The 22688-nt window shown below is 38.4% G+C and carries 23 protein-coding genes; 14 read left to right on the top strand and 9 right to left on the bottom strand.

Annotation, left to right across the window (positions count from 1 at the left end; genetic code table 11):
• Positions 1-99 precede the first annotated feature (99 nt).
• Both LXL81_RS04005 and LXL81_RS04000 read right to left on the bottom strand, forming a co-directional pair.
• Entirely contained in the window at positions 100-384 is a 285-nt protein-coding gene (locus LXL81_RS04005) for an AraC family transcriptional regulator (protein WP_234645414.1), read from the bottom strand.
• 77 nt (positions 385-461) lie between these two features.
• Positions 462-965: an AraC family ligand binding domain-containing protein gene (locus LXL81_RS04000; RefSeq protein WP_234645413.1), complete on the bottom strand. Its 504-nt coding sequence runs from the start codon at positions 963-965 to the stop codon at positions 462-464.
• A 95-nt stretch (positions 966-1060) separates the two neighbouring features.
• Here LXL81_RS04000 and LXL81_RS03995 point away from each other — a divergent pair, with 95 nt between their 5' ends.
• Positions 1061-1573 carry a lipocalin-like domain-containing protein gene (locus LXL81_RS03995; RefSeq protein WP_234645412.1) on the top strand — a complete coding sequence of 171 codons (513 nt, stop codon included), beginning with the start codon at positions 1061-1063 and terminating at the stop codon, positions 1571-1573.
• A gap of 57 nt (positions 1574-1630) precedes the next feature.
• Here LXL81_RS03995 and LXL81_RS03990 read toward each other — a convergent pair whose 3' ends face one another.
• A complete protein-coding gene (locus tag LXL81_RS03990) occupies positions 1631-3532 on the bottom strand; it encodes a tetratricopeptide repeat-containing sensor histidine kinase (protein WP_234645411.1) in 1902 nt (633 codons plus the stop codon).
• 242 nt (positions 3533-3774) lie between these two features.
• Between LXL81_RS03990 and LXL81_RS03985 the strand changes: the two genes are divergently transcribed.
• On the top strand, positions 3775-4149 hold the full coding sequence (locus LXL81_RS03985) for a YchJ family protein (protein WP_255713625.1): 375 nt from the start codon (positions 3775-3777) through the stop codon (positions 4147-4149).
• Between the two features lie 91 nt (positions 4150-4240).
• Positions 4241-4438, top strand: coding sequence for a hypothetical protein (locus LXL81_RS03980; protein WP_234645409.1), 198 nt, complete (start codon positions 4241-4243; stop codon positions 4436-4438).
• 91 nt (positions 4439-4529) lie between these two features.
• On the opposite strand, the gene LXL81_RS03975 is transcribed toward LXL81_RS03980, so the two are convergent.
• Together LXL81_RS03975 and LXL81_RS03970 are read right to left on the bottom strand one after the other, a co-directional pair.
• The gene (locus LXL81_RS03975; RefSeq protein ID WP_234645408.1) at positions 4530-5531 is read right to left on the bottom strand and encodes a thioredoxin domain-containing protein; all 1002 of its coding nucleotides are present in this window, start codon (positions 5529-5531) and stop codon (positions 4530-4532) included.
• Positions 5532-5589: 58 nt separating this feature from the next.
• On the bottom strand, positions 5590-6531 hold the full coding sequence (locus tag LXL81_RS03970; RefSeq protein WP_234645407.1) for a hypothetical protein: 942 nt from the start codon (positions 6529-6531) through the stop codon (positions 5590-5592).
• A 191-nt stretch (positions 6532-6722) separates the two neighbouring features.
• On the opposite strand from LXL81_RS03970, the gene LXL81_RS03965 reads away from it, so the two are divergent.
• Complete coding sequence (locus LXL81_RS03965; protein ID WP_234645406.1) at positions 6723-7091, top strand: helix-turn-helix domain-containing protein; 369 nt, start codon at positions 6723-6725, stop codon at positions 7089-7091.
• A gap of 78 nt (positions 7092-7169) precedes the next feature.
• On the opposite strand, the gene LXL81_RS03960 is transcribed toward LXL81_RS03965, so the two are convergent.
• Complete coding sequence (locus LXL81_RS03960; RefSeq protein ID WP_234645405.1) at positions 7170-8561, bottom strand: DUF4270 family protein; 1392 nt, start codon at positions 8559-8561, stop codon at positions 7170-7172.
• Positions 8562-8725: 164 nt separating this feature from the next.
• On the opposite strand from LXL81_RS03960, the gene LXL81_RS03955 reads away from it, so the two are divergent.
• From LXL81_RS03955 to LXL81_RS03945, 3 genes are all read left to right on the top strand, one after another.
• Positions 8726-9454, top strand: coding sequence for a LytTR family DNA-binding domain-containing protein (locus LXL81_RS03955; protein ID WP_234645404.1), 729 nt, complete (start codon positions 8726-8728; stop codon positions 9452-9454).
• A 161-nt stretch (positions 9455-9615) separates the two neighbouring features.
• Positions 9616-10656 (top strand): kelch repeat-containing protein, encoded by a 1041-nt coding sequence (locus tag LXL81_RS03950; RefSeq protein WP_234645403.1) that lies wholly within the window; start codon positions 9616-9618, stop codon positions 10654-10656.
• Positions 10657-10659: 3 nt separating this feature from the next.
• Positions 10660-11025: a DUF4907 domain-containing protein gene (locus LXL81_RS03945; RefSeq protein ID WP_234645402.1), complete on the top strand. Its 366-nt coding sequence runs from the start codon at positions 10660-10662 to the stop codon at positions 11023-11025.
• An 89-nt stretch (positions 11026-11114) separates the two neighbouring features.
• On the opposite strand, the gene LXL81_RS03940 is transcribed toward LXL81_RS03945, so the two are convergent.
• Positions 11115-12224: an endonuclease/exonuclease/phosphatase family protein gene (locus tag LXL81_RS03940; RefSeq protein ID WP_234645401.1), complete on the bottom strand. Its 1110-nt coding sequence runs from the start codon at positions 12222-12224 to the stop codon at positions 11115-11117.
• 156 nt (positions 12225-12380) lie between these two features.
• On the opposite strand from LXL81_RS03940, the gene rimP reads away from it, so the two are divergent.
• The 5 genes from rimP (at position 12381) to LXL81_RS03915 (ending at position 19868) form a co-directional block, all read left to right on the top strand.
• Positions 12381-12869, top strand: coding sequence for a ribosome maturation factor RimP (rimP, locus tag LXL81_RS03935; RefSeq protein ID WP_234645400.1), 489 nt, complete (start codon positions 12381-12383; stop codon positions 12867-12869).
• Positions 12870-12951: 82 nt separating this feature from the next.
• A complete protein-coding gene (nusA, locus tag LXL81_RS03930) occupies positions 12952-14193 on the top strand; it encodes a transcription termination factor NusA (RefSeq protein ID WP_137341630.1) in 1242 nt (413 codons plus the stop codon).
• 77 nt (positions 14194-14270) lie between these two features.
• Entirely contained in the window at positions 14271-17510 is a 3240-nt protein-coding gene (infB, locus tag LXL81_RS03925) for a translation initiation factor IF-2 (RefSeq protein ID WP_234645399.1), read from the top strand.
• A 243-nt stretch (positions 17511-17753) separates the two neighbouring features.
• Complete coding sequence (locus LXL81_RS03920) at positions 17754-19052, top strand: NCS2 family permease (protein WP_234645398.1); 1299 nt, start codon at positions 17754-17756, stop codon at positions 19050-19052.
• A 9-nt stretch (positions 19053-19061) separates the two neighbouring features.
• A complete protein-coding gene (locus tag LXL81_RS03915) occupies positions 19062-19868 on the top strand; it encodes a 5'-methylthioadenosine/adenosylhomocysteine nucleosidase (protein ID WP_234645397.1) in 807 nt (268 codons plus the stop codon).
• 50 nt (positions 19869-19918) lie between these two features.
• Here the strand turns inward: LXL81_RS03915 and LXL81_RS03910 are convergent, their stop codons facing one another.
• On the bottom strand, positions 19919-20434 hold the full coding sequence (locus LXL81_RS03910; RefSeq protein WP_234645396.1) for a DUF4126 family protein: 516 nt from the start codon (positions 20432-20434) through the stop codon (positions 19919-19921).
• Positions 20435-20627: 193 nt separating this feature from the next.
• Between LXL81_RS03910 and LXL81_RS03905 the strand changes: the two genes are divergently transcribed.
• A complete protein-coding gene (locus tag LXL81_RS03905) occupies positions 20628-21215 on the top strand; it encodes an OmpH family outer membrane protein (protein ID WP_234645395.1) in 588 nt (195 codons plus the stop codon).
• Between the two features lie 66 nt (positions 21216-21281).
• On the opposite strand, the gene LXL81_RS03900 is transcribed toward LXL81_RS03905, so the two are convergent.
• Positions 21282-21911, bottom strand: coding sequence for a response regulator transcription factor (locus LXL81_RS03900; RefSeq protein WP_234645394.1), 630 nt, complete (start codon positions 21909-21911; stop codon positions 21282-21284).
• A gap of 179 nt (positions 21912-22090) precedes the next feature.
• Between LXL81_RS03900 and LXL81_RS03895 the strand changes: the two genes are divergently transcribed.
• Positions 22091-22663: a response regulator transcription factor gene (locus LXL81_RS03895; protein WP_234645393.1), complete on the top strand. Its 573-nt coding sequence runs from the start codon at positions 22091-22093 to the stop codon at positions 22661-22663.
• Positions 22664-22688 lie beyond the last annotated feature (25 nt).

The raw sequence follows: 22688 nt of genomic DNA, 5'->3' as shown, positions 1-22688 counted from the left end.
CGATTGATAAGAAAAAGAGCTGTTTCAACCTTTTCAGTCAGGTTAAGACAGCTCTTTTTATTTACCAGATGACTAAAAATAAAAATTTCAGTACTGGTTTTATAAGACCTTATCCATGTTCAGAATACTACGCTGAACCTTCCGAAACTCAGATGGATTAACACCTTTGTATTTTTTAAACAACCGGTTTAAATGACTTTCATCCGTGTAATTCAGCTCAAATACAATTTCATTGATACGCATATCACTATGTAACAGTCTCATCTCAACCAATCTGAGCTTATAATTGATGATATATTGCTGCAAAGTTTCACCTGTTTGTTTTTTGAAATATTTCCCCAGATAACTTACAGAAATCCCAAGCTTCGAGCAAATCTCTTCCACCTTCAAACGATCTGGCAAGAATATATTTTCCTGGATATAATGCAAAATATCCAAAACCGCTTCGCCGGTATTCTCCTTTATATTTTTGGGAAGTTCAAAGCAATATTTCTGGCTACAACCAGAATAATAGTTTGCACGATTGTCTCAGTTATTTTACTGTAATATAACTGCTGGTTATTTTGCTCTTGTACGATATTCTCAACCAAAGAGGCAATCAAAGGTTTATCGACCTTATTTTTAAGTATACAACCAGGCCTGTGGCTTGCATTATTCAGGATAAAATCCATTCGCTGCACCCAATCATGATCTTTGATCAGTTTGATGTAGGAGGTATTAAAACTTAGAAAAAAGAACTTGGTAGGATTACTAATTTCAAACGAAAAGGTATCCTGTGGCGTAATTAGAAAAAGATTTCCCTTTCGGTAATTAAACCGATGATGGTTGACAAACTGTGTTCCGGTTCCGTCCAGAATATAGATCAGCATAAAGTAATTATTCCTGTGAGACTTGCCCGGAAAAGTAACCATTTCCTTGTATTCAATTTCAAATGGCTGATAAAGCACCGGCGTTCGAACAGACATAATTGTACAGAATTAGTGAGACTTTGTACAAATGTAGCAATGATTTTCTTGTATAATTTTGCCTGTCAAATTAATCGGATTTAAATAATAATTACATGAAAAAGCTTATTTCAATAACAGTACTTTTGCTGACAGCAACTCAGATTTTTGCCGACAAACCCCGACAATATCTAATACCAGACAGTGTTGAGGTAATTGGTTTATGGACTCTTGTGGCGGTAGAAAATATAAATCCGGATGGAAGTAAAACGCTTCCTTATGGTATTTCACCCAAAGGTTTACTTGTTTTTGACAAGACTGGAAATTATGCCATTCAAATATTAAAAGCATCGCGTCCCAAAGTTTCAGCAGGCGACAAAAACAAGGCTACGCCCGAAGAAAATGCGGCTTTGGTACAAGGAAATAATTCTCATTTTGGTACTTACACAATCAACAAAGAAAGTAAAACAATAACCTTTCAAATTGAAAATGCATTTTATCCAAATTGGGAAGGAACAATCCAGAAGAGGGTTTACACTTTATCAGATAATGAATTAAAATACGTAGTGACGCAAACAACCAATGGTGGAGACGTTACAGCAGTGGTTATCTGGAAAAGAAAAATTTGAAATAAAACTGAATTACGCGGTTTGTGCAAAATTTATCAGGACGCTCAAAATACAAGATCACCCTTTCAAAGGCAGAGTGACAAAAAACGTACTACCCTCTTTCAGAACACTTTCAACCCGGATTTTTCCATTGTTCAGCATCAGTAAGTCATAACAGATTTTAAGACCGAGACCTGTCCCGGATTCATTTTCAGTTCCTCTCGTGCTTTTCACATTAAACGAAAACAGACTTGCAAGCTGCTCACTATTGAGTCCCATACCAGTATCTTTTAAAGCAATGGTCAACGATTGAGCCTCCTTAAACATTTCTATATCTATGGATCCGTTCAAGGGGGTAAATTTGATGGCATTTGAAAGCAAGTTGCGAAATACAATCCTGGTCATTTCTACATCTGCCCATACCTGCGGCGGTTCCGGTGCCGGATGGATACTTACTTTCAGTTTCTTTTCTTCAATCGGATTTTGCAGCTTTTCAACCGTATCCTGAATCAATGCTGACACATTAAAACATTCCGGCTTTACCTTAAATCCATCCAACTGACTTTTTGACCAGATCAGAAGTCTTTCCATCATATCCATTGTATGATTTACGGACTTGTCCAGAAACGGAAGAATCGTTATGATTTCATCTGCTTCCAGCAGCCGGGATTTAAACATATCCAGAATACTGACAAACTGAGCAAACGGATTTCTCAGATCGTGCGCGATAACTGAGAATATTTTATTTTTTATGCCATTAACTTCTTCCAGCTGTCTGTTTTGCTGTGCAAATCTTTGATTAAGATCCTTTAATTCGAAATTCAGTTTTTTTAGTCTTACAAAAGCAAAACCTATTGCAGTAAGCGCCAGCAAAGCCAGAAAGAGTATAACCCGCTGATAGGAAATTATTTCTTTGTCCGTTTTTTTGGCAGCCACCAACCGGTAATTCTCATCTTCCCGCTCTGTTAACGCAAATTTGACTTTATATAAAGTGATAATTTCATTCTTATTTTTGTTGAGCAAACTATCCGTTATGAGTTGATAACTTTTAAAATTCTTCAACGCACTCTGATAGTCACCTGCTATGGAATCCAATAAATGAAATTTGTAATATATTTCGGCCATATACTCCCGGCTTCTCATTTGCCTGGCGAATCTTTCACTTATCTGATAGTATTTTTTCGCGCTTTCAAACCGTTGTAATTTATAAGCGATATCACCTTTCAATAGATAAATGGCCTGTTGCTCTCTGGGACTCACGCGGTGGCTCAGAATGATATCAAAAGCCTTATCGCTTTTTTCCAGAGCCATTTTCATATCGTTCTGTTTAAAATAAAGCGACGCTGAGTTTTGAAGTGACATAGCAATCCAGTCATAATTTTTTATGCTGGCAGCCAGTTGCTCGGCCTGTGTTAAATATTCTTTTGCTTTTTCATATTCATTGAGATCTGCATAACATGTTCCCGTATTGGTAAGTATTGTCAACCTCAATACATGTTTGCGCGCTGCCAGCAATTTTTCGGATTTCAAAAGAAATGGTAACGCCTGTTTAAAGTCTTTCACAATGGCATAATAACATCCCATGTAATTGGTTACAGTTGCGATACCGATCGTATCCTTCAAACCGGAAAACAAAGACAAGGACGTATTCAAATATTTCAGGGCAGTTACGTCACCATGAATAAGCATAGAAGATAATGCCAGGTTCTTGTAAGCTTCTGCCTGACCGCGTTTGTAGTTCAATTTCTTGGCCAGCGACAAAGCCTGCTGACTGTATTCAAGAAGATTTTTCACGTCGTATGAAAAATTTTCATACGCCAGTTTATTTAATTCAATAACACGAAGCGTGTCATTTTGGGAATTGTTTTTTAAATCAGTTGCAACAGAATCCTTCAACCTTGTTTGCCCGCAGACGTGCTGACAAAGAAAAAGTACGGAAATATTCAGAAAAATCTGAATGTTGGTCCTGTTTAAAATCATGTAAATCTTATCAAACTGGAAGGTAGAGTATTAGAATTCTAAGAATATAAACTAGAATTCTGGCTACGAAATTAATATAATTTGTAGAAGACTATCTAAACGATCCAATTATTATTAAAAATAAATTCAGTTAATTTTGATAAAACCATACAATCCTGATCTTAATAGAACAATAATATATATCAGTTATTTTTGGGAAATAAAATCAATGAAGCTGGCCAAAGAGTGTCAGAAACTAATTTATGAAAAAATGCTTTTGTGGAGCAGATAAACCGTTCTCAGCATGTTGCGGTCCAATAATTAAGGGTCATAAAGCTGATTCCGCAGAAAAACTAATGCGCTCCCGCTATTCCGCTTACGTTACACATGCCATTGACTATCTCATTGAGACAACACATCCCTCAAAAAGATTGGGACTGGATAGAAAAGAAATCGAAGAATGGGCTAAAACGAATGTTTGGCAGAAACTTGAAATCGTGAGTTCCGGTGAATATGTGGTTGAATTTAAAGCACATTTTAAGGATAGAAACGGGAGAAACCAGCTGCATCTTGAGAAACCCAGATTTATTTTTGAAAAATGGGATCTGTCTTATCAGGATTGCGAATGTGTTGTATGATCAAAAATAATTATCTTTACAATAATATAATTGATTAACTTTTGAGAGTTATTAGAATCAAGACAACGCTTTCACTAAAATATTATAACCTATGAAATGTGAAGACGATAAGCTGAAGAAAGCCTTACTAGAACTTCCTGTCCATAATGCAAACGATCATTTATGGAAAGAAATTGATAAGATGTTAGATAATCTTTCTCCCGAATCTTTGGCACAAAAACTTTCAGATTTACCAATAAAAAAAACTGAAAAAATATTTTGTGCAAAACCTGATGAAAATAGTAATTAACTTTTCATTTTACTTCCTTACACATATAATCTCAATAATAATACTGATCAGTTTTCTAATTCTTGATCAGTATTATCTTATACACAAAGGACTACTTTCTTAATAATGCCTCGTCAATATATTCTGATAACATTTCTTCGGTTAGCTGGCCATAATAGGGTCTACCATTTATAAATATAGATGGAGTGACAAGGATCTTACGTTTCTTAATTCTATTTAAATTTAAAATCAAGTTTTGCTTAGTAGTATACGAACCAAAACACTTCTCATAATTGTTAAAATCCATTTTCTTACTGGTCATGAAACTTTTAATAGATAAAGAATCACTTTTGCCAGTTTCAAATATATAATTGTAAAGCGAGAAAAACTCGCCTTGTTGACTCGCGCATTCACATGCAATTGAAGTTTCATTTACCTCATCATTAAGAATTGAATATCTAAATTCAATTCTGTCTTTATATTTCTTGTATAAATTTTCAAATGTAGGAAACGATTTTTTGCAAATCTCACAAGTAAAATCAGACATAATCCAAAGATTAACCTTGGACTTCAAATTCCCCTTTGAGTAGTATTGTAATGAGTCTAAATTACTTACAGGGGTTCTTGGTGCTTTTAAATTATACTTAACATGATACCTTGCCATTAAATTACGACAATAATTCTCTAATTGTTTTTTTTTGTAGGTATCTAAAAGTATATTTTTCCCTTTCTCACTAGTTACGCTATAACTCTTTAATGGATTTTCCGGATCCATAATATGTTCCAAAAAATCATTATCCTTACTAAATTTAGCCAATCCCGTATCAGATAATTTACTAAAAACTTCCTTTTCCAGTAACAGTTCTTCGGAAATTTTTAATTTATTAGATTCTTGTTTAATCAGCATTTTGGCGGTTACTTCCTCTAACGCCAGTCGCCGCATATAATAAACACTATATAATTGTTCATATAGTTGATCCTTTATAATATCATCGACGTCAGACATTTTTACCTGTCCGCCATCATATACTGCGACAATATTTTCTTCTTTTGAATCATTTTTGCACCCCAGTAATATAAAAAAACTAAATAATAAGTAATAAGTGTTTTTCATTATTTGATTTTTTTTCAGTTTCAGCAATTTAACATTACTGAAACTGAAAATGAACAATTTACTTCATTTTACTGATATAAAAGTACGTTTCATGTTGCACTTTGCTAGACTGAACCCCATCGCTCAGTCTATATGCAAAAAGTGTCCCATTACCAGGAATTCCTCCTGTCCACATAGGATTAATTCTATTTACACCAGAAATTGTAGACAACTCATTAATATTATTATCTGATTCATCCTCAGATCTAAGCCATCCAGTGGGTTGATTTGGCCATATATTTTGAGCAAACACTGCATAAGAAAACCCAAAATTAGGATATTGTGGAACCACAGTGAAATTTATTATATCTCCCCCGGTATACAAATATACAAATGTGTTTCCATCTTCAATTGCGGTTCCCAAATCACCAGAATGAGAGTTGGCATTTCGATGGTCTTCATTATCTATTAAAATTCGTGATGTTGTTTCGAACCCTGAAGGTCTATTATTACCAAGGCCCAATACAGTATAAGTCCCTTGATTAGGATTAAACATACGACCGTCTACTCTGCAAAAATGCAAGTGCGAATTGCCATCCGATGTCCATGAAGCAGTGTAACCAGATGTTGCCGAGGTATTACTATCATCTTCATCATCCATATTAATATCAATTTTTTGTGACCATGTTGGACACGCATTAACGTCAGGTATAACACCAACATCGTAACCACTAAAAAGATCTGCTATTTTCGCAGAACTAATCCTCTTCTGATACTCAGAATCCATCCTCTTCTTAATAGTCTCTACAATCTGATCACTAGCCACGGTGCCTACAATTTTTTCTCCACCATAATATTTGGTTTCAATTTTTTCTCCACCATCGTATTTGGTTTCAATTTTTTCAACTAATTCTGTTACTGACTGGCTTTCCACATCATGATTTTGACAACCGTAGAGTAGAGTCATGGAAGCTACCAAGGGATAGAGACCTCCCTCAATTTTTTTGAATAGATTTTTCATTACACACAATTTTGTTTCTGGCATATTTAATTTTCACTACTTGTGAAACATAATGCTTGACTCAAATGTAAGTGATTTAATAGTTACAAATCCACTTAATTCTACAAATAAAATATAAGTATTTCTCATAATTTGTAGCATAATTTACAGATATTTGTAACCTAAACTATACATTTACCTTTTATGTTAATATGAATGAGATTATAAAGAGAATTCGAGATTTGAGAGTAAAAAAAGGTTTTAAACAAGAGTACGTGGCTCGGAAAGCAAAAATGTCTCAATCCAATTACTCACAGATAGAAACTGGAAAAATAGAACCAACAATTTCCCAAATTATGATTTTTGCTAAAATATTCGAAGTCCCCTTAGATAAGCTACTTGATACTCGGTCAAATGAAACAGCCCATAATAGCGAAATGGAAGGAGCTAATGAAAAAGAGTTTCTTAGAAACTTATTAGCAGAGAGAGAAAACCAGATAAATTTTTTAAGAGCTGAAATTGCAGGTTTACAACTGTTAATGATGAAGTTGGTAAATGAAAGGGTAAAAAATAATAATTAAAAATGATATCTTCTTATTTGAGTTTTAGTGCTATTTCTCTCCTAAGAAGATATCTATTAGTCATCTCGAAACAATTACTTACGGCGCCTTGTAAGTTGTGTAATACAACTGAAGCTTAACTCCCGGCTGACGTGGATGAAGCTGATTTCCTATTACAAGACGTTTCATGCCATCCGCAAATTCTGTCTGAGCCTCAGGAAAAGTGCTTCCTGAAAGCGAAGAACTTACGATTACCAGTCCATTTGTTTCTTCCGAGGTACTGGCAAGAATAGTGGTAAATTGACCACTCACATCAAAGGAATAATACTGTTCATTATTGATCATATCATTAATAAGAGTCGCCGAAACAGCTTTACCTGCCAGATCTGACAAAGGAATTGGAGTTCCGCCTGATCTGTAAAACTGATTATATTTATCCACCAGATACATGTGTAAAGTCGGCGGTGGTGTAAAAGGATAATCCAAAGAACTCCTTACCGGTGTTACCTTTAAGAATGCCCGGTTTGGTACGGAATATTGAACATATTTAAGATTTCTGACCGTAGGAAGGTCAATACGTGTCATTATTCCCGTTCCTTCCTGGATGTATGCTTCATTACCGGATTGCTCAGAAGGCAATGACAATCTGCTGTTAAAGATTGGCAGTTTGGCAAGATTTGTTCCGGTCCTGTCGCCCAATATCTGGTTAAATCGAGCAGGTACTTTAAACGTTCCAACACCCCTGGTAATTCCATCTTTTTCAGCAGTATGGTAATGTACTTCTAATACTGTACTGTCACTACCATATTTGAAACCTACAACTGAACCATTGTCCTTATCATCCGCAACAATGGTCAAACCTTTTAGAATTTCCAGCCATTGATCATTGGTAGTAATAAGATTTGCCATACTCTTGTCAAAAATTTTCTTACCCAAAACATCCGACAATTTAAATCTGACAGCCTGTGTGATGCTTTGAGGAGTAGGAGCAAAACTCTTTTTCCCTAATGGCGCCGCATCAAAATCCAATGTGTAAAAATTGAAATACGAGCTTTTAAGCATAATATCTGTATTCACGGCGTGTACCGACAGATTCATCACCTTGGTTGTATCACCGTAATAATACTTGTCATATGGTGCCTTAAATACCAGCGAATCATAAATTGCAAGTTCGGGAATACCCAGATTACTTTCAAATTGCGGTTGGAAAAATGTAGTTGCATGCATTTTACCCAGATAAGGATCGGTAAAACGGCCAACAAGGAGTCTGCTCGCTCCTCCCGTCTGAACAGAGTCCAACGCAACGGTTGTTAGTTTCACAAGGCTAGTATCAGAAAACAATACCATGAAATCATCAGGATTTTGCTGTTTCAGGGCAACGACTTCATCGCCCCATTGACATCCCGACATTGTTATGCAAAAATATAAGCCGGCAAAAGCGGTGGTAACCGGCGTAAAAACCCTCTTAGAAAAATATTTACTCAATTTCATTTATCGCAAGAACAGTAAAAATGCAAAAATATCAGATATAAACCTGAATAACAAAAGGAATTAGACAAACAGGCAAAATGTGTAGACCAAATTATAAATGCAACACAATTCCCGGTTTGCTCGTATAGCTATATATCACATTTGGAATTGCGTTTAAAGTACATATGAGGAAGATAAATTGTATAATAATTGACAGTAATGAGCGTGATTCTGAAATTCTGGGTCAACATATTAACAGCATTCCTTTCTTTGAACTCCTGGGTGCGTTTGAAAGCTCAGAATTTGCCGTTGATATGCTAAGAACGCAAAAAGTAGACCTTCTATTTTTAGATATTGAAAATTCAGGTATTTCAGGACTAAAATCTTTGGGAAGCATATCTTACAGTACCAGGGTGGTCATCACAACAAAAGAAGGACACCTGGCGTTAGAAGCTTATAACCTGAACGTGCTTGACTATTTGTTAAAACCCTTAAACAAGGAACGTTTCCGGAGGGCGGCTGGCAAAGCCTATGAACTTTTTAGTCTTTTAAGTTTGAGAGATAGAAGAAATTATTCGGGTGAAGAATTTTCAATAGGTCAGGAATATTTATTTGTTACCTCGGATTACGCTTTGGTAAAAATAAAACTTTCGGATGTGACCTATATTGAAGGACTTAAAGATTACCTTAAAATTTACCTTGTGAATCAGCTTAACCCCGTGATTACAAGGATGACCATGAAGGCTTTGGAAGAGAAATTGCCCAGAAATCAGTTCTTTCGGGTTCACAAATCTTATATTGTTTCTATTGATAAAATAGATATAATCAGAAGCCAGCGCATCAAAATTGGTGTAAATACGGTACCTATCAGTGACGGGTATTATGAAACTTTTCGTCAAAAAGTAAATATATAATTTCTATAAGCAGTAACAAGATGTTATGTTTGCAGTAAATTTGGCCAAAAGGTGTCTTCATCTACACATTTGGCCAGTACATCGCAATTATTTTTTTTATCGTTAGTCTACTTCGATTTTTGTATTCATTTGTATTAATTAGTCAAACCAGAATTTTTTCCATGTTTAATACCTTAAAAAAGTCATCGTTAACCCTTCTAATCGCTTCAACCGCATTATTTCAATTCGGATGTGATAACGACAGTGATCCAGATAAAGTTGGAAATTGGTACAAAAAAGGACTTCCTTCTTTTGGTGGTACACCACGTAACGGAGCAGTAAGCTTCATGATTAACAATATCGGTTACATCGGTACAGGATATACAAACCAAAGTGTTGCAAGAGCAAAAGATTTCTGGTCATACGATGCATCAACAAAAATCTGGTCTCAGGTTGCTCCATTTGGCGGCACAACAAGAAATGATGCAGTTGCTTTTGTTTCTGGTGGAAAAGCCTACGTTGGTACAGGTTATGACGGTGATTTAACAACCTTCAATGGATACAAAAAGGACTTTTATCAATATACTCCTTCTACCAATACCTGGAAAGCGGTTGCAGACTTCCCTGGTCTGCCACGCCAATACGCTTCTGCATTCACGGTTGGCGACAATGGCTACGTGGGATTAGGATTTAGCGATACTGGTTACTTCCAGGATATCTATAAATATGATGCCGCTTCTGATACATGGACAGAAATGGCTACCTTTCTGGGTGGAAAAAGAAGAGGTGCAACAACCTTCACGATTGGTAATATTGCTTACGTAGGTTTTGGGTCTAATAACTCGGGAGTTAATTTTAGAGATCTTTACCAGTTTGAAGCGACAGGTAACGGCGGAAAAGGTACCTGGACACAAAAAACTGTTTTTGATGATGACGAAGGAGATTTCCCAACAGCACGAGCAAACGCATTGGGTCTTGTAATTAATAATCTTGGCTATGTTATCGCTGGTGCAGGTAATTCGGACGTTTGGGAATACAATCCAACGAATGACACATGGATTGAAAAAACTACATTTAATGGTGGAGTTCGCGGATATGCAGCAGGTTTTGTAATAGGCAACATAGGTTATCTAGGAACAGGCGGTACATCTTCCGCTCGTTATGACGATTTCTGGGGTTTTGACCCGACTGCTGCTGATGACGATGACGACGACGTTAACTAAGAAGTGACGAAACAACAGTCAATCATAAAAATTGCTCTGATTTGCATTTTGACCTTCGCTGGTTCAGCTGGACTTTACTCCTGTAACGGTAGTAAAGACAAAAGCTCCAACAGCGAAGGTCTTCGCAATTTTATGGTAACTGCTATTCCGCTGGATTCAGCAGGATGGGGTTACCGGATCTATGAGGATACAATTCCTGTAATCGAGCAAAAGTTTATTCCCGGCGTGCCAGGCAATGCAGGGTTTAAAACGGAACAAGAAGCTATTAAAACGGGTGGATTGGTGAAGAGTAAACTTGAAAAAGGTATCTGGCCACCATCTGTTTCGGAAGAGGAACTTGATAGTTTAGGGATAAATTTCAAACACTGAGTTCATGAAATATTTAAAGAAAAGGGTTGGCGGCCAGTTTGGCTTCCAACCCTTTTCTTTATACGTTACTAGATTTTCTGACTATCACACTACTTCTTAAAGCGGTAAGTTCCCAGACATGGATAATGATCAGAATATTTCACCTTATTGAATGTCTTAAAATCTAACGCTTCAAGTTTTTTATCATCATAAAACTGATTGTCGATCCGGATAAAATATGGAAGGTGGTTGAATGAAAAACCAAAACCTTCTCCCCTGGTTTCAAAAGCATTATTTAAAAGTTTACGGCACTTACCGTATACATAACTGTAAGGTGTTTCATTAAAATCACCGCAGACAATGACAGCATGGGGAGATTCTTTAACCCATTTTTCAATGATTTTTGTTTCAGAAATCCTGGCGATAAATCCTTTTTTCATTTGGGACAACGTTCCTCTCGTCTCCTTTTTTATTCCTGACATTTCTTTCTGACTTACCAGTTTTGATAACCTGAGCGACATAGAGTACAAATGCACACCAATAACCCTTAAAGTATCTTTTCCAACGGCAATATCAATATACATAAGCCCGTTTTGCTGCTCGGTAGGGTTTTCCCTGTGTTTTATGATAGGATGTTTTGAAAACATCGCCAGTGTTTTAAAAGTCGTCCCATCCTTCATTCTGTTGTTATCCAGCATATTGGAATACAAATATCCGGATTTTCTCAAAAACTGAACCGTCCTGAAATTCGAATTATAATCCTCGTTGTTAAACTCAGGCATACAAATCACATCGGCATTCTGATCAATGATCCAATTTTTCAGTTTGTTGGTTTCGGCATCATCGTCTTTGGAATGATCCGGTTTGATCCAGAATCCAAATACATTATAGTTCAGTACTTTAAAAACTTTCTTCTCGCCAGTGCTCACATCAACCGGATTTTTTCTGAACTGATAAGTCCTGTCCAGAAAAACGCCCGCCAGAAAAATTAAAAATAAGGGAGCCAGCGCTTTTTTCGGATCAACAAGCAGCCAGAAAATCAGAAACCCGATATTGACCAGCAAAGTAACCGGAAAAGACATCATCAAAAACCCGGGCAGCCAGTGTGACGAAGGTACCCAGAATGTTAAGGCATATACGAGTATACTGTAAACTGCGAAACACTTAAATAAAAACCAAAAAAAACCTTTCAATCCTTTCACAATACGATATGATTTCAATGCTGTTACAAAAATAGAGGAACACTTCGAATAAAGAACACTTCACTCAGAGTTTGTACAAATCATAAAAAAGTTTTACATTTGCATTATAATTCGAGTTTGATCGGTTGATTGAGGGGGTATTTAATCCCCTTTTTTATTTGTAGTACATCTTACATGACAATAAAAGAACATTTGGAAGTTTTGCTGGCTCCGATGATGGAGGAAGGCAATTATTTTCTGGTGGATATTCAGGTTAAGGCTTCTAAAACAAGTCAGAAAGTAATCATTCTCGTCGATAAGGACGAAGGCATTACAATTCAGGAATGTACATCCATTAGCCGCAGGCTTGCAAAACAACTTGAAGAACTGGAAGTTTTTGCTGAGGCATATACCCTGGAAGTTTCTTCTCCCGGCCTGGACCAGCCACTGGTTTTGCTCCGTCAATATTTGAAAAACCTGGGTAGAAATTTAAAGGTAACTTTAAAAACAGGAGAGATAATTTCGGGACAGTTAATTGAAGCAACAGTGGAAGAAATAAAACTTCAATTGCCGGAGCCTAAGAAAAAATCAAAAATACCTTTGGACGAAACTTTGCTGAAACGGGATATCCCAACGGATCAAATCTCGAAAGCACTTGTGGAAATCTCGTTTAAAAACTTATAAACCAGTTTTATACTTAATCTGGTTTGCAGGAAATTATATATTATGTATAACTTAGTATCAGCAAATATTCTTAAGCATTACAATGGATAGCGGAATATTAATTGAGTCATTCGCGGAGTTTGCAAGCTCTAAAAACATTGATCGTCCGACGATGATCAGCGTTTTGGAAGAAGTGTTTCGTACGATGATTCGTAAAAAATACGGCACTGATGATAATTTTGATGTAATCATTAACCCGGAAAGTGGTGACCTTGAAATGTGGCGCACCCGTGAAATTGTCGACGACAACTCAGAAGATATTTGGGATTACAACAAAATACCTCTTGCAGAAGCCCGGAAAATACAAACCGACTTTGAAGTTGGTGAGGAAGTTGCTGAGGAAGTGAAGCTGGTTGAATTTGGCCGCAGGCTTGTTCAGACAGCACGCCAAACCCTTATCCAGAAAATTAAAGACATGGAAAAGGAGATCATGTATGAAAAATACAAGGATCAGGTTGGTGAAATGATTACAGGTGAAGTTTACCAGACGTTGCGTCACGAAGTAATCATTATGGACGGTGAAGGAAATGAACTTTCTCTTCCACGCACAGAACAGATTTCCAAAGACCGTTTCCGTAAAGGAGAATCCGTTAAATCGGTTATCCATAAAGTGGAAATGAACAACGGTACACCAAAAATTACTTTATCCAGAACTTCTCCTGTGTTCCTTGAACGCTTGTTTGAAGTTGAAATTCCTGAAATTTATGACGGAATTATTGCTGTGAGAAGAGTTGTACGTGAGCCAGGTGAGCGCGCGAAAGTGGCTGTTGAATCTTACGATGACCGCATTGATCCGGTTGGAGCATGTGTGGGTATGAAGGGTTCAAGAATCCACTCGATCGTTCGGGAACTTGGTAATGAGAATATCGACGTTATCAACTATACTGAAAATCTTGAATTGCTTATCAGCAGGGCGTTAAGTCCGGCAAAAGTGAGCTCAATGCAAATTGACCGCGAAGCAAAACGGGTATCAGTGTTCTTGAAGCCCGATCAGGTTTCGCTTGCAATCGGTAAAGGCGGCCAGAATATTAAGCTGGCAGGCAAACTGGTTGGTATGGAAATTGATGTATTCCGTGATATCGAAGAGCATAATGACGAAGATGTAGATCTTTCTGAATTCTCTGATGAAATAGATGCATGGATGATCAGTGAACTACACAAAATAGGATTGGATACCGCTAAGAGTGTTTTAGCGCTGAATAAAGAAGAACTTGTTCGACGGACAGATTTAGAAGAAAATACCGTCGAAGATATTCTGGATATCCTTCGTAAAGAGTTTGAATAATTACATGAATATGTGGAGGTATTGACATAGTGTTATATTTCCACGGATGCAAAAACTTTTTTCTACAAATTGCTAATATGGCAGAAGATAAAATGATGCGCCTGAGCCAAGTGGCAAGGATCCTGAACGTAGGAATTACTACGATCGTGGATCACCTGTCTGCCAAAGGGTACAAGGTGGAAAGTAACCCCAATACCAAAATTAATTCGGATCAAATTGATTTCCTTGCAAAAGACTTCAAGTCTGATGACCTCAAAGCTTCATGGACTCCAAGAAGTACTGCTTCTGAACCAGTTGCTGAAATTAAGGAAGAAAAGGTAAAAAGTGATGTTGACGGAATTTTGTATTTCCGTAATTCGCCTGCTAAACCTAATGAAGAAAAACCTCAGGTGGAAGAAAAGGCTGAGCCAACGCCTTCCCCTGTTGAAAACAGATTGCCGGGTATCAAGGTGGTTGGAAAGATTGACCTGGACGCTAAAAGACCAGCACCAGCACCTGCTCCTGCTCCTGCCCAACCTGAACCTGTGAAGGAAACTGTACAAGAGGTTAAGATTGAAACCCCGCCTGCACCGCAGCCGGTAGCCGAAACTCCGAAACCGGAAGTTAAAGTTGCCGAACCTGTGAAAGAAGTACCGCAGGAAATCAAGCAAGAAACACAGCCTGTGGTGACCCCGCCGGTTGAAAATATAATAATCGAACAACCAAAGAAAGAGATAGTTGCTGAAAAAGAGGTAGTAGTTGAAAAGCCGGAACCAACACCGGTGGTACAGCCTGTTGCCGAAGTGAAGCCGCCAACTCTAAAAGAAGAGTCAAAACCGGTGGAAACTCCTGTAAAAGAAACGCCCCCTCCTATCACTCCTATTGCTGAAAGCAAAACGGGTCCAGAAAGCAACGTTGTTGCTCCTGAATCCAATGAATCTGAATTGATTGAAGCTCGCGGAGAGCAGCTTCGTGGTCTTCGGGTCATTGGGAAAATCGAACTTCCTTCGGACAGGGCTAAGAAAAAAGATCCTGTTGCATCAAGCGATTCGGCAACCGACAAAAAACGTCGCCGTAAAAGAAAACGTATTCGTGATGGTGCTGCACCGGAAGTGAAACCAGCTGTGGCAGGAGCACCTGCTACGCCTGCATCCGGAACCGGAACACCTTCGGCACCTAACGCAACCGGGAACAGGGATACCAACAACCGCGACAGAACCAGAACGCCATACCAGGGAAATAACCCTAATAATCCGCGTCCGGCTAATACAAACAGTACTAGCTCGGGGCCAAGCAGGCCAGCTACCGGAGCGCCAGGCACTACGCCTCCTGCTTCCGGAACTACTGCGGGAGCCAGCAATAATTCTGCCGGATCAGCAGCAAATAAAGGCCGCGCCAATACGAATAACAGAAGAGGCGGAAAAAGAGAAGAGGTTTCTGACAAAGAAGTTTCTGACAATATCAAGGCCACAATGGCAAGAATGGGTGGAGGTAACAGCCGTACAGCCACACGTGGAAAAGGATTACGCCGCCGCGACCGTGCAGATCAGAATGATCCAAACGCAGACGGATTGGAAGAAACAAAAGTATTGCGTGTAACAGAATTTGTATCTGCAAACGACCTGGCTTCTTTAATGGAAGTGACGGTTCAGGAAGTAATTTCGGTTTGTATGAGCATGGGTATGTTCGTTTCGATCAACCAGCGTCTGGATGCAGAAGCAATCACATTTATTGCTGATGAGTTCGGATTTGAAGTTGCCTTTATCTCAGCAGAAGAAGAAGTTCAGAACGACGTTGTTGAAGAAGTTGATACAGAAGAAAGCCTGATTGAAAGAGCTCCGATCGTAACGATCATGGGTCACGTCGATCACGGGAAAACATCCCTTCTGGATTATATCCGTTCTGAAAACGTAGCCAGTGGTGAAGCGGGTGGAATTACCCAGCACATCGGTGCATATAGCGTTAAAACAAAAACTGGCAAACAGGTTACATTCCTTGATACACCGGGTCACGAAGCCTTTACAGCGATGCGTGCCCGTGGAGCGAAAGTTACCGACGTTGTAATTATTGTAATTGCAGCGGACGATAGTATCATGCCACAAACACGTGAAGCGATCAATCACTCACAGGTTGCGGGGGTACCGATCGTGTTTGCATTCAGTAAGGTAGATAAAGCAGGTGCCAACACGGAAAAAATTCGTGAAGAACTTGCCAACATGAATATATTGGTTGAAGAATGGGGTGGTAAATACCAGACTCAGGAAATATCATCCAAATCAGGTTTGGGTATTGATCTTCTCTTGGAAAAAGTTCTTTTAGAAGCAGAATTACTTGAACTGAAAGCGAATCCGAACCGTCGTGCGATCGGTAGCGTAGTGGAAGCATCCTTGGATAAAGGACGCGGATATGTTACAACGATCCTCGTTGAAACAGGTACATTGAAAGTTGGTGATGTTGTTTTGGCAGGTGCACATTTTGGTAAGGTAAAAGCAATGACCGATTACCTTGGTCGCAAGCTGAAAACTGCCGGACCATCTATGCCAGTTCAGTTGCTTGGTTTGAATGGCGCGCCGCAGGCGGGTGATCGTTTCAATGTGTTTGAAAACGAACGTGATGCACGTGACATCGCTGTGAAACGTGAGCAGATTCAACGTGAACAGACAATCCGTACCCGTAAGCATATTACGCTGGAAGAAATTGGCCGTCGTAAGGCGATCGGTAGTTTCCGTGAGCTTAACCTGATTATCAAAGGTGATGTGGATGGATCTGTGGAAGCACTTTCAGATTCGTTATTGCAACTTTCGACTAATGAAGTTCAGGTTAATATCATCCATAAGGCAGTTGGTCAGATTTCCGAATCGGATGTTAACCTTGCCATTGCTGCGGATGCGATTATCGTTGGTTTCCAGGTTCGTCCTTCTGCAAATGCGAAGAAAATGGCTGAACAGGATCAGATCGAGATTCGTCACTACTCTGTAATTTATAGCGCGATTGATGAGATTAAGGATGCCATGACAGGTATGCTTGCCCCAACGATCGAAGAGATTATCACTGGTAATATCGAGATTCGTGAAGTGTTCAAAATCAGCCGTATTGGTACAATTGCCGGATGTTATGTAACGGATGGTTTCGTGAAACGAAGCAACAAAATCCGTATCGTTCGTGATGGTATCGTACTTCTAACCGGAGAAATTGACTCGCTGAAACGTTACAAAGACGATGTTCAGGAAGTAAGAAATGGTTACGAGTGTGGTTTGAGTATCAAAAACTTCAATGATATTGAAGTGGGAGATATTATCGAAAGTTTCGAATTACGTGAAGTGAAAAGATCACTTTAATATTAAAATATAGTAAGTGAGCCTGTTTTGAGAAATCAAGACAGGCTCTTTTTTATTCCTGCAAAGGGAAAATTACCTCTCACAATTCAAACTTATCATAATGATATTTAATATCAGTTGATTAATAAGTTTCAAATCAAGCCGTTCAATTCTGTACATATTCTGCTAAATGACCCTAATTAGGGTTTCAATGATTTTTATAAACGGGTGCTATTCAATATATTTGAACTAAACCCTGAGATTATGTTTTCCGCTTCCGGATTAAAAAAACAGAATACTACCCTTTCCACTGAAATCCTTGCCGGTTTATCTTCGTTTCTTGCGACGGCTTATATTATTGTTGTTAACCCCTCCATTTTAAGCCAGACGGGAATGCCGTTTTCCGCTGTACTTACGGCTACCATTCTGGTTTCTTTTTTTAGTAGTTTGATGATGGGTTTGTATGCTAACAATCCTATTCTGGTTGCACCGGGTATGGGACTGAATGCGTTTTTTACTTTCACTGCGGTGATGACGGATAAACTTAGCTGGCAGGTAGCACTCGGTACTGTTTTCTGGTCGGGAGTTTTCTTTCTTTTATTATCCGTTTTTAATCTCCGCTCCTATATCGTAAAAGCAATTCCAAAACCTTTGCGGTATGCCATTGCTTCGGGTATCGGCCTGTTTATTACGTTGATCGGTTTTGCCAATGCAAAATTCATTGTTGCAAATCCGGCAACGATGGTTGGCTTGGGTCCATTAAATGCTTCCACTTTAACTTTCATCGCAGGACTTTTGATTACGGTAATATTATTGATCAAAAAAGTTAAAGGAAGCATTCTGATCGGTATCCTTCTAACCAGTCTCCTGGCATGGCCAATAGGCCGGTGGTGGGGAGGAACTGCTGCGATTATTACAGTTACTGATATTATTGCCAAACCGGATTTCAGTTTATTGTTTCAGCTCGATATCGTCAACTCTTTGAAATGGAGCCTTGCTCCTATCATTCTTGCTTTTGTTTTCACCGATATGTTCGACAGTCTTTCTACTTTTGTTGGGCTTGCCGAAGCAGCTAATCTTTTGGATGAAAACGGAGAACCGCGGAATATTCAAAAATCTTTGATAGTCGACGCCTTTTCAACAACCATAGCCGGACTCACCGGAAGTAGTCCCGGAACAGCCTATATTGAATCAGCAGTTGGTATTGAACAAGGAGGAAAAACTGGCCTTACCGCTGTGGTGGGTGCAATATTGTTTCTACCATTTCTGTTTTTATCTCCGCTCATCAGTGCTGTACCGGCCATTGCCACTGCTCCCGCACTTGTTTTAGTGGGGGTATTTATGATGAAACCTGTGGTAAAAATAAACTGGGATCAATTGCACGAAGCATTTCCGGCCTTTTTGGCCATGGTTCTTATCCCGTTTACTTATTCAATAACACAGGGAATTATCTGGGGATTTCTCAGCTGGACTGCACTTCATATCGCTACCGGAAGAGCAAAAGAAATAAGCCTAGCGCTCTGGATTATTATTTTTTTTGCCATACTTGCCTTAATTTTTTAAAACATATTTATGAAAAAAACTGTATTTCTGTCTCTGCTTTTAACATTTCAAATTCTTGTTACCAAGGCTCAGGACGTCACCGGAATTCTTGGTGCATTTCCCCCTGAACTTGAATTGCTAAAAAGTAAAATGCAAAATAAAAAGGATACCGTTATCGCAAAAATCAGTTTTTCCAAAGGCATACTGAACGGGAGATCAATTGTTCTTGCACAAACGGGTATTGGAAAAGTGAATGCGGCCATTGCTACAACCATCATGATTGAGCATTTCAAACCAAGAGAAATCGTATTTTCAGGTATCGCCGGCGGCATCAATCCGGCATTATTTCCGGGCGACATTGTGATCGGGACAAAAGTTACTTACCATGATTACGGGGCAATTGAGGATGGCGGTATGTTATATCGTCCAACTAAAAATCCCTACACCATGCAGGAAAATCCGGTCACTTTCAATTGTGATTCTGCTTTGATACAAAAAGCGATCTCGGTTGCTCCAAAACTTAAATTTTCAAAAGTAAAAAGAGAAAACGGGAGTTTTTTCCCAACCATCACAAAAGGTATTATCGTAACCGGCGACGTATTTGTGTCATCAGAAACAGCTACACAAAGGTTAAGAAAAGATCTCGACGCCGCCGCTACCGAAATGGAAGGTGCTGCGGTTGCGCAGACATGTTACCAACAGGATGTACCGTTTTTGATCATCAGAAGTCTGAGTGATAATGCCAATAGCAAAGCAGGATCAGATATGATGAGTTTTTACAACATTGCTGCTGAGAACGCTGCAACACTGGTGATTGCGGTAGTTGGAAAGAAGTAGATTGAAACACTTATTTTTTATAATGCAAAGTGTTTCAATCTACCAGGTGTCTATACTTTATTAAGTACGGGAAATTCATTTTCCCTGCTTTTTGTCAAATGGACGGCACATCCTAAAACGATTGCATCCTCAATAATTCCCACGACCGGATCATAAATTCCAGTAGTTTCTCCCACAGCTTTTCTCATATAAAAGCTTGCAAAGGTAGATCCAAAAGCCGCAACTGCGCCAATTAGTGCACCTTTAACAGCATTGTTACCATTTGCTTTGTAAATACTGGCACCCGCCAATGCTCCCGCCGAACATCTGAAAACCACACTCACCGGAGCAATCCTATCTCCTGTTGATGGTAATTTGTCCCCTATTAATTCTCCGATTGCCATAACTTTCAGCACATTGGAAAACACAGGTGACTGCATAAATTTTAAATTTGATTTAGCAAGTTCCGGTGAATATTGATTGCTAAGGAGGTGACTTGCCGTAGCAGGAGCAGCATTTGACCGGATCCCGGCCATTACACCTAAGTTAAAAACCTCCAAAATTTGACTAGATTCGTTCTGTTTCATATCGTTATGTTGATTCCGGAATGCATTAGCAATTGTAATGCCATGAAAATGTCTAAACTTCTCATATTCGAAAAACGACCATATTACCAAAAGAAATTCCGGATATTTTAACATTTTTTAATACAATAGAAATATTAACTACCGCGTTCCGAAAACATGTTCCACCTTTTTCAATCCGATGATTATGAAAAAAATGACTGTACTAATTTTATTTTTTGGATTAACGGCAACTGTTGGTTTTGCTCAGGGAAATTCTGAGAAAATCGGGTACGTTGATCAGCAGTTTATTATTGAAAACCTGCCCGAATTCAAAAAACTTAACCAGGAAATCAGTGTAAAAAGTCAGCAGTATGAAAAAATCCTGAAAGGTAAATATGATGAATATCAGACAAAATCAGCAGCGTTTGAAAAATTGGTTGCCGAGAAGTCTGAGCAAACTATTTTGCGTGATAAGGCGATGGAACTCGAAAATTTAAAGAAGTCGTACGAAGCTTTTGAAAACAGTTCAATGACAGAACTTCAAAATTATTATAGTAAAAAGTTTACACCAATCAGGCAAAAAGTAAGTGAAGCAGTAATTTTTGCCGGTCGTCAGAAAGGGTATGCATTTGTTTTACGAATGGATTTGAACCCGGATGGTGGTGATATCTGGCCGGTAGTTTTATATGCAAGAGATTCAACTTCCAATTTGTCAAAAGATATATTGAAAAACCTGGGTGTTGACAGTACTGCGGCATCTACCAGAAAAGTAGGAATGTCTCAGATGCTTAAACAGAAATAAAATCATTTATCAAAGCCGGACGTTGGTATCATCCGGCTTTGATAAATTACCCGTAAAATATTTATATCAGCTGTTCAGTTCAAGATAAGTTGTCAGCTCGATAATGTTATTTACACCCAACTTCTCGAATATTTTTGATTTGTAAGTGCTGACTGATGAAGCTGACAAGTTTATATGTTTTCCAATCTGCTTTGTTGAAAAACCTTTCGTCAGCAATTTGGCAATCTCTATTTCTTTTGCTGAAAGTGTATCGAGAGGCGAATTATCATTTCCCTTTGCATTAAAGAGGATCTCAAACATATTGTTGAGTACCGCCGGACTTGCATAAATTTTGCCATTCAATACATGTTCCACAGCAGATTTAAACTCATCGCTCGATGCCGTTTTAGAAATATATCCATTCGCACCGGCTTTCAAAAATGGGAGTGCATACAAATGTTCTTCATAACTTGAACAAACCAGAATCAAAATATTGGGCTGCTTCATTCTCACAGCCTCAACCATCCCGACCTTGTCTCCGTGAGGCAGATTGATATCCATCACAAGCAACTCAAATATGTGTTTTTCCAGAAGATTTAATGCCTTGATAAAATCAGCGGCTTTGAATACTTTCGCGTCAGGTATTGCTTCCAGCAACATGGATTCAATGCCAATAATTAACAATGGATGATCTTCCGCTATCAATACATTTTTCAAGTTGAATATGGATTGTTTAGTTAAGCCTGGGTTAAAGTCGAATTATTACTACAACACCACCAAATTTATTAAATCAATTATTAAAATTATTTACAAGAATACGAAATTAACTCTGGCATTTTAAACTCTTTCCTAGATTACTTTTGTACCGGTAAAATCCAGCCGTAGAGATAAAGAAAATGACAATCGCATCCATTGACAAACATCCCATTATTCGAAAGGGACTTGGTCTGTTTCTTCAGGAACAATTAGAAAATATAGTTTTACTGGAAGCCGAGAATTATGAATCCTATGTAAGATTATTTAGTAATGAACGCCCTGATTTGTTTATTATAGGTTTCGCGGAAGAATCCAATATCCATGAGTCAGAAACTGTCAGCTTTGTCAAGGAAAAAATGCCCAATATCCCTGTCATCGTATATGATGGCGAGCCCCGTTATGAAATGGCGGTATATTCTCTCGTGGCTGGTGCAAGTTCATATTTGGTAAAAAACAGTTGCCCGACTGAATTGGTAAAATGTATCGAATCAGTCATGCAGGGAAAAAGATATATGAGCGAGGATGTTGCTGATATTTTGCTAAAACAATGCATGAACGCGAGCAAAGAAAACGAAAGAAATGCAACGTTAAATAATGAAAACACAGCCATTCATAATTCCGGAATTCCGTCAATCAACCCGCAAAAATTATCTGTTTATAACAAACTGGAACTAAAAAATATCATGGAACTGAGCAATCTTTTCCTCTCTTGATTCTTACCTTTTGACCTTTAAAATT

Source organism: Dyadobacter sp. CY356 (assembly GCF_021440195.1).
Classification (GTDB): Bacteria; Bacteroidota; Bacteroidia; order Cytophagales; family Spirosomataceae; genus Dyadobacter.
The sequence above is the reverse complement of the archived record's forward strand: the minus strand, read 5'-3'. Positions and strand labels throughout refer to the sequence as shown.

Excerpts from the sequence above, each read along its gene's own strand:
- LXL81_RS04000 (WP_234645413.1), bottom strand. The coding sequence starts at position 965 with ATGTCTGTTCGAACGCCGGTGCTTTATCAGCCATTTGAAATTGAATAC.
- LXL81_RS03995 (WP_234645412.1), top strand. The coding sequence starts at position 1,061 with ATGAAAAAGCTTATTTCAATAACAGTACTTTTGCTGACAGCAACTCAG.
- LXL81_RS03990 (WP_234645411.1), bottom strand. The coding sequence starts at position 3,532 with ATGATTTTAAACAGGACCAACATTCAGATTTTTCTGAATATTTCCGTA.
- LXL81_RS03985 (WP_255713625.1), top strand. The coding sequence starts at position 3,775 with ATGAAAAAATGCTTTTGTGGAGCAGATAAACCGTTCTCAGCATGTTGC.
- LXL81_RS03980 (WP_234645409.1), top strand. The coding sequence starts at position 4,241 with ATGAAATGTGAAGACGATAAGCTGAAGAAAGCCTTACTAGAACTTCCT.
- LXL81_RS03975 (WP_234645408.1), bottom strand. The coding sequence starts at position 5,531 with ATGAAAAACACTTATTACTTATTATTTAGTTTTTTTATATTACTGGGG.
- LXL81_RS03970 (WP_234645407.1), bottom strand. The coding sequence starts at position 6,531 with ATGAAAAATCTATTCAAAAAAATTGAGGGAGGTCTCTATCCCTTGGTA.
- LXL81_RS03965 (WP_234645406.1), top strand. The coding sequence starts at position 6,723 with ATGAATGAGATTATAAAGAGAATTCGAGATTTGAGAGTAAAAAAAGGT.
- LXL81_RS03960 (WP_234645405.1), bottom strand. The coding sequence starts at position 8,561 with ATGAAATTGAGTAAATATTTTTCTAAGAGGGTTTTTACGCCGGTTACC.
- LXL81_RS03955 (WP_234645404.1), top strand. The coding sequence starts at position 8,726 with ATGAGGAAGATAAATTGTATAATAATTGACAGTAATGAGCGTGATTCT.
- LXL81_RS03950 (WP_234645403.1), top strand. The coding sequence starts at position 9,616 with ATGTTTAATACCTTAAAAAAGTCATCGTTAACCCTTCTAATCGCTTCA.
- rimP (WP_234645400.1), top strand. The coding sequence starts at position 12,381 with ATGACAATAAAAGAACATTTGGAAGTTTTGCTGGCTCCGATGATGGAG.
- nusA (WP_137341630.1), top strand. The coding sequence starts at position 12,952 with ATGGATAGCGGAATATTAATTGAGTCATTCGCGGAGTTTGCAAGCTCT.
- infB (WP_234645399.1), top strand. The coding sequence starts at position 14,271 with ATGGCAGAAGATAAAATGATGCGCCTGAGCCAAGTGGCAAGGATCCTG.
- LXL81_RS03920 (WP_234645398.1), top strand. The coding sequence starts at position 17,754 with ATGTTTTCCGCTTCCGGATTAAAAAAACAGAATACTACCCTTTCCACT.
- LXL81_RS03915 (WP_234645397.1), top strand. The coding sequence starts at position 19,062 with ATGAAAAAAACTGTATTTCTGTCTCTGCTTTTAACATTTCAAATTCTT.
- LXL81_RS03910 (WP_234645396.1), bottom strand. The coding sequence starts at position 20,434 with ATGAAACAGAACGAATCTAGTCAAATTTTGGAGGTTTTTAACTTAGGT.
- LXL81_RS03905 (WP_234645395.1), top strand. The coding sequence starts at position 20,628 with ATGACTGTACTAATTTTATTTTTTGGATTAACGGCAACTGTTGGTTTT.
- LXL81_RS03895 (WP_234645393.1), top strand. The coding sequence starts at position 22,091 with ATGACAATCGCATCCATTGACAAACATCCCATTATTCGAAAGGGACTT.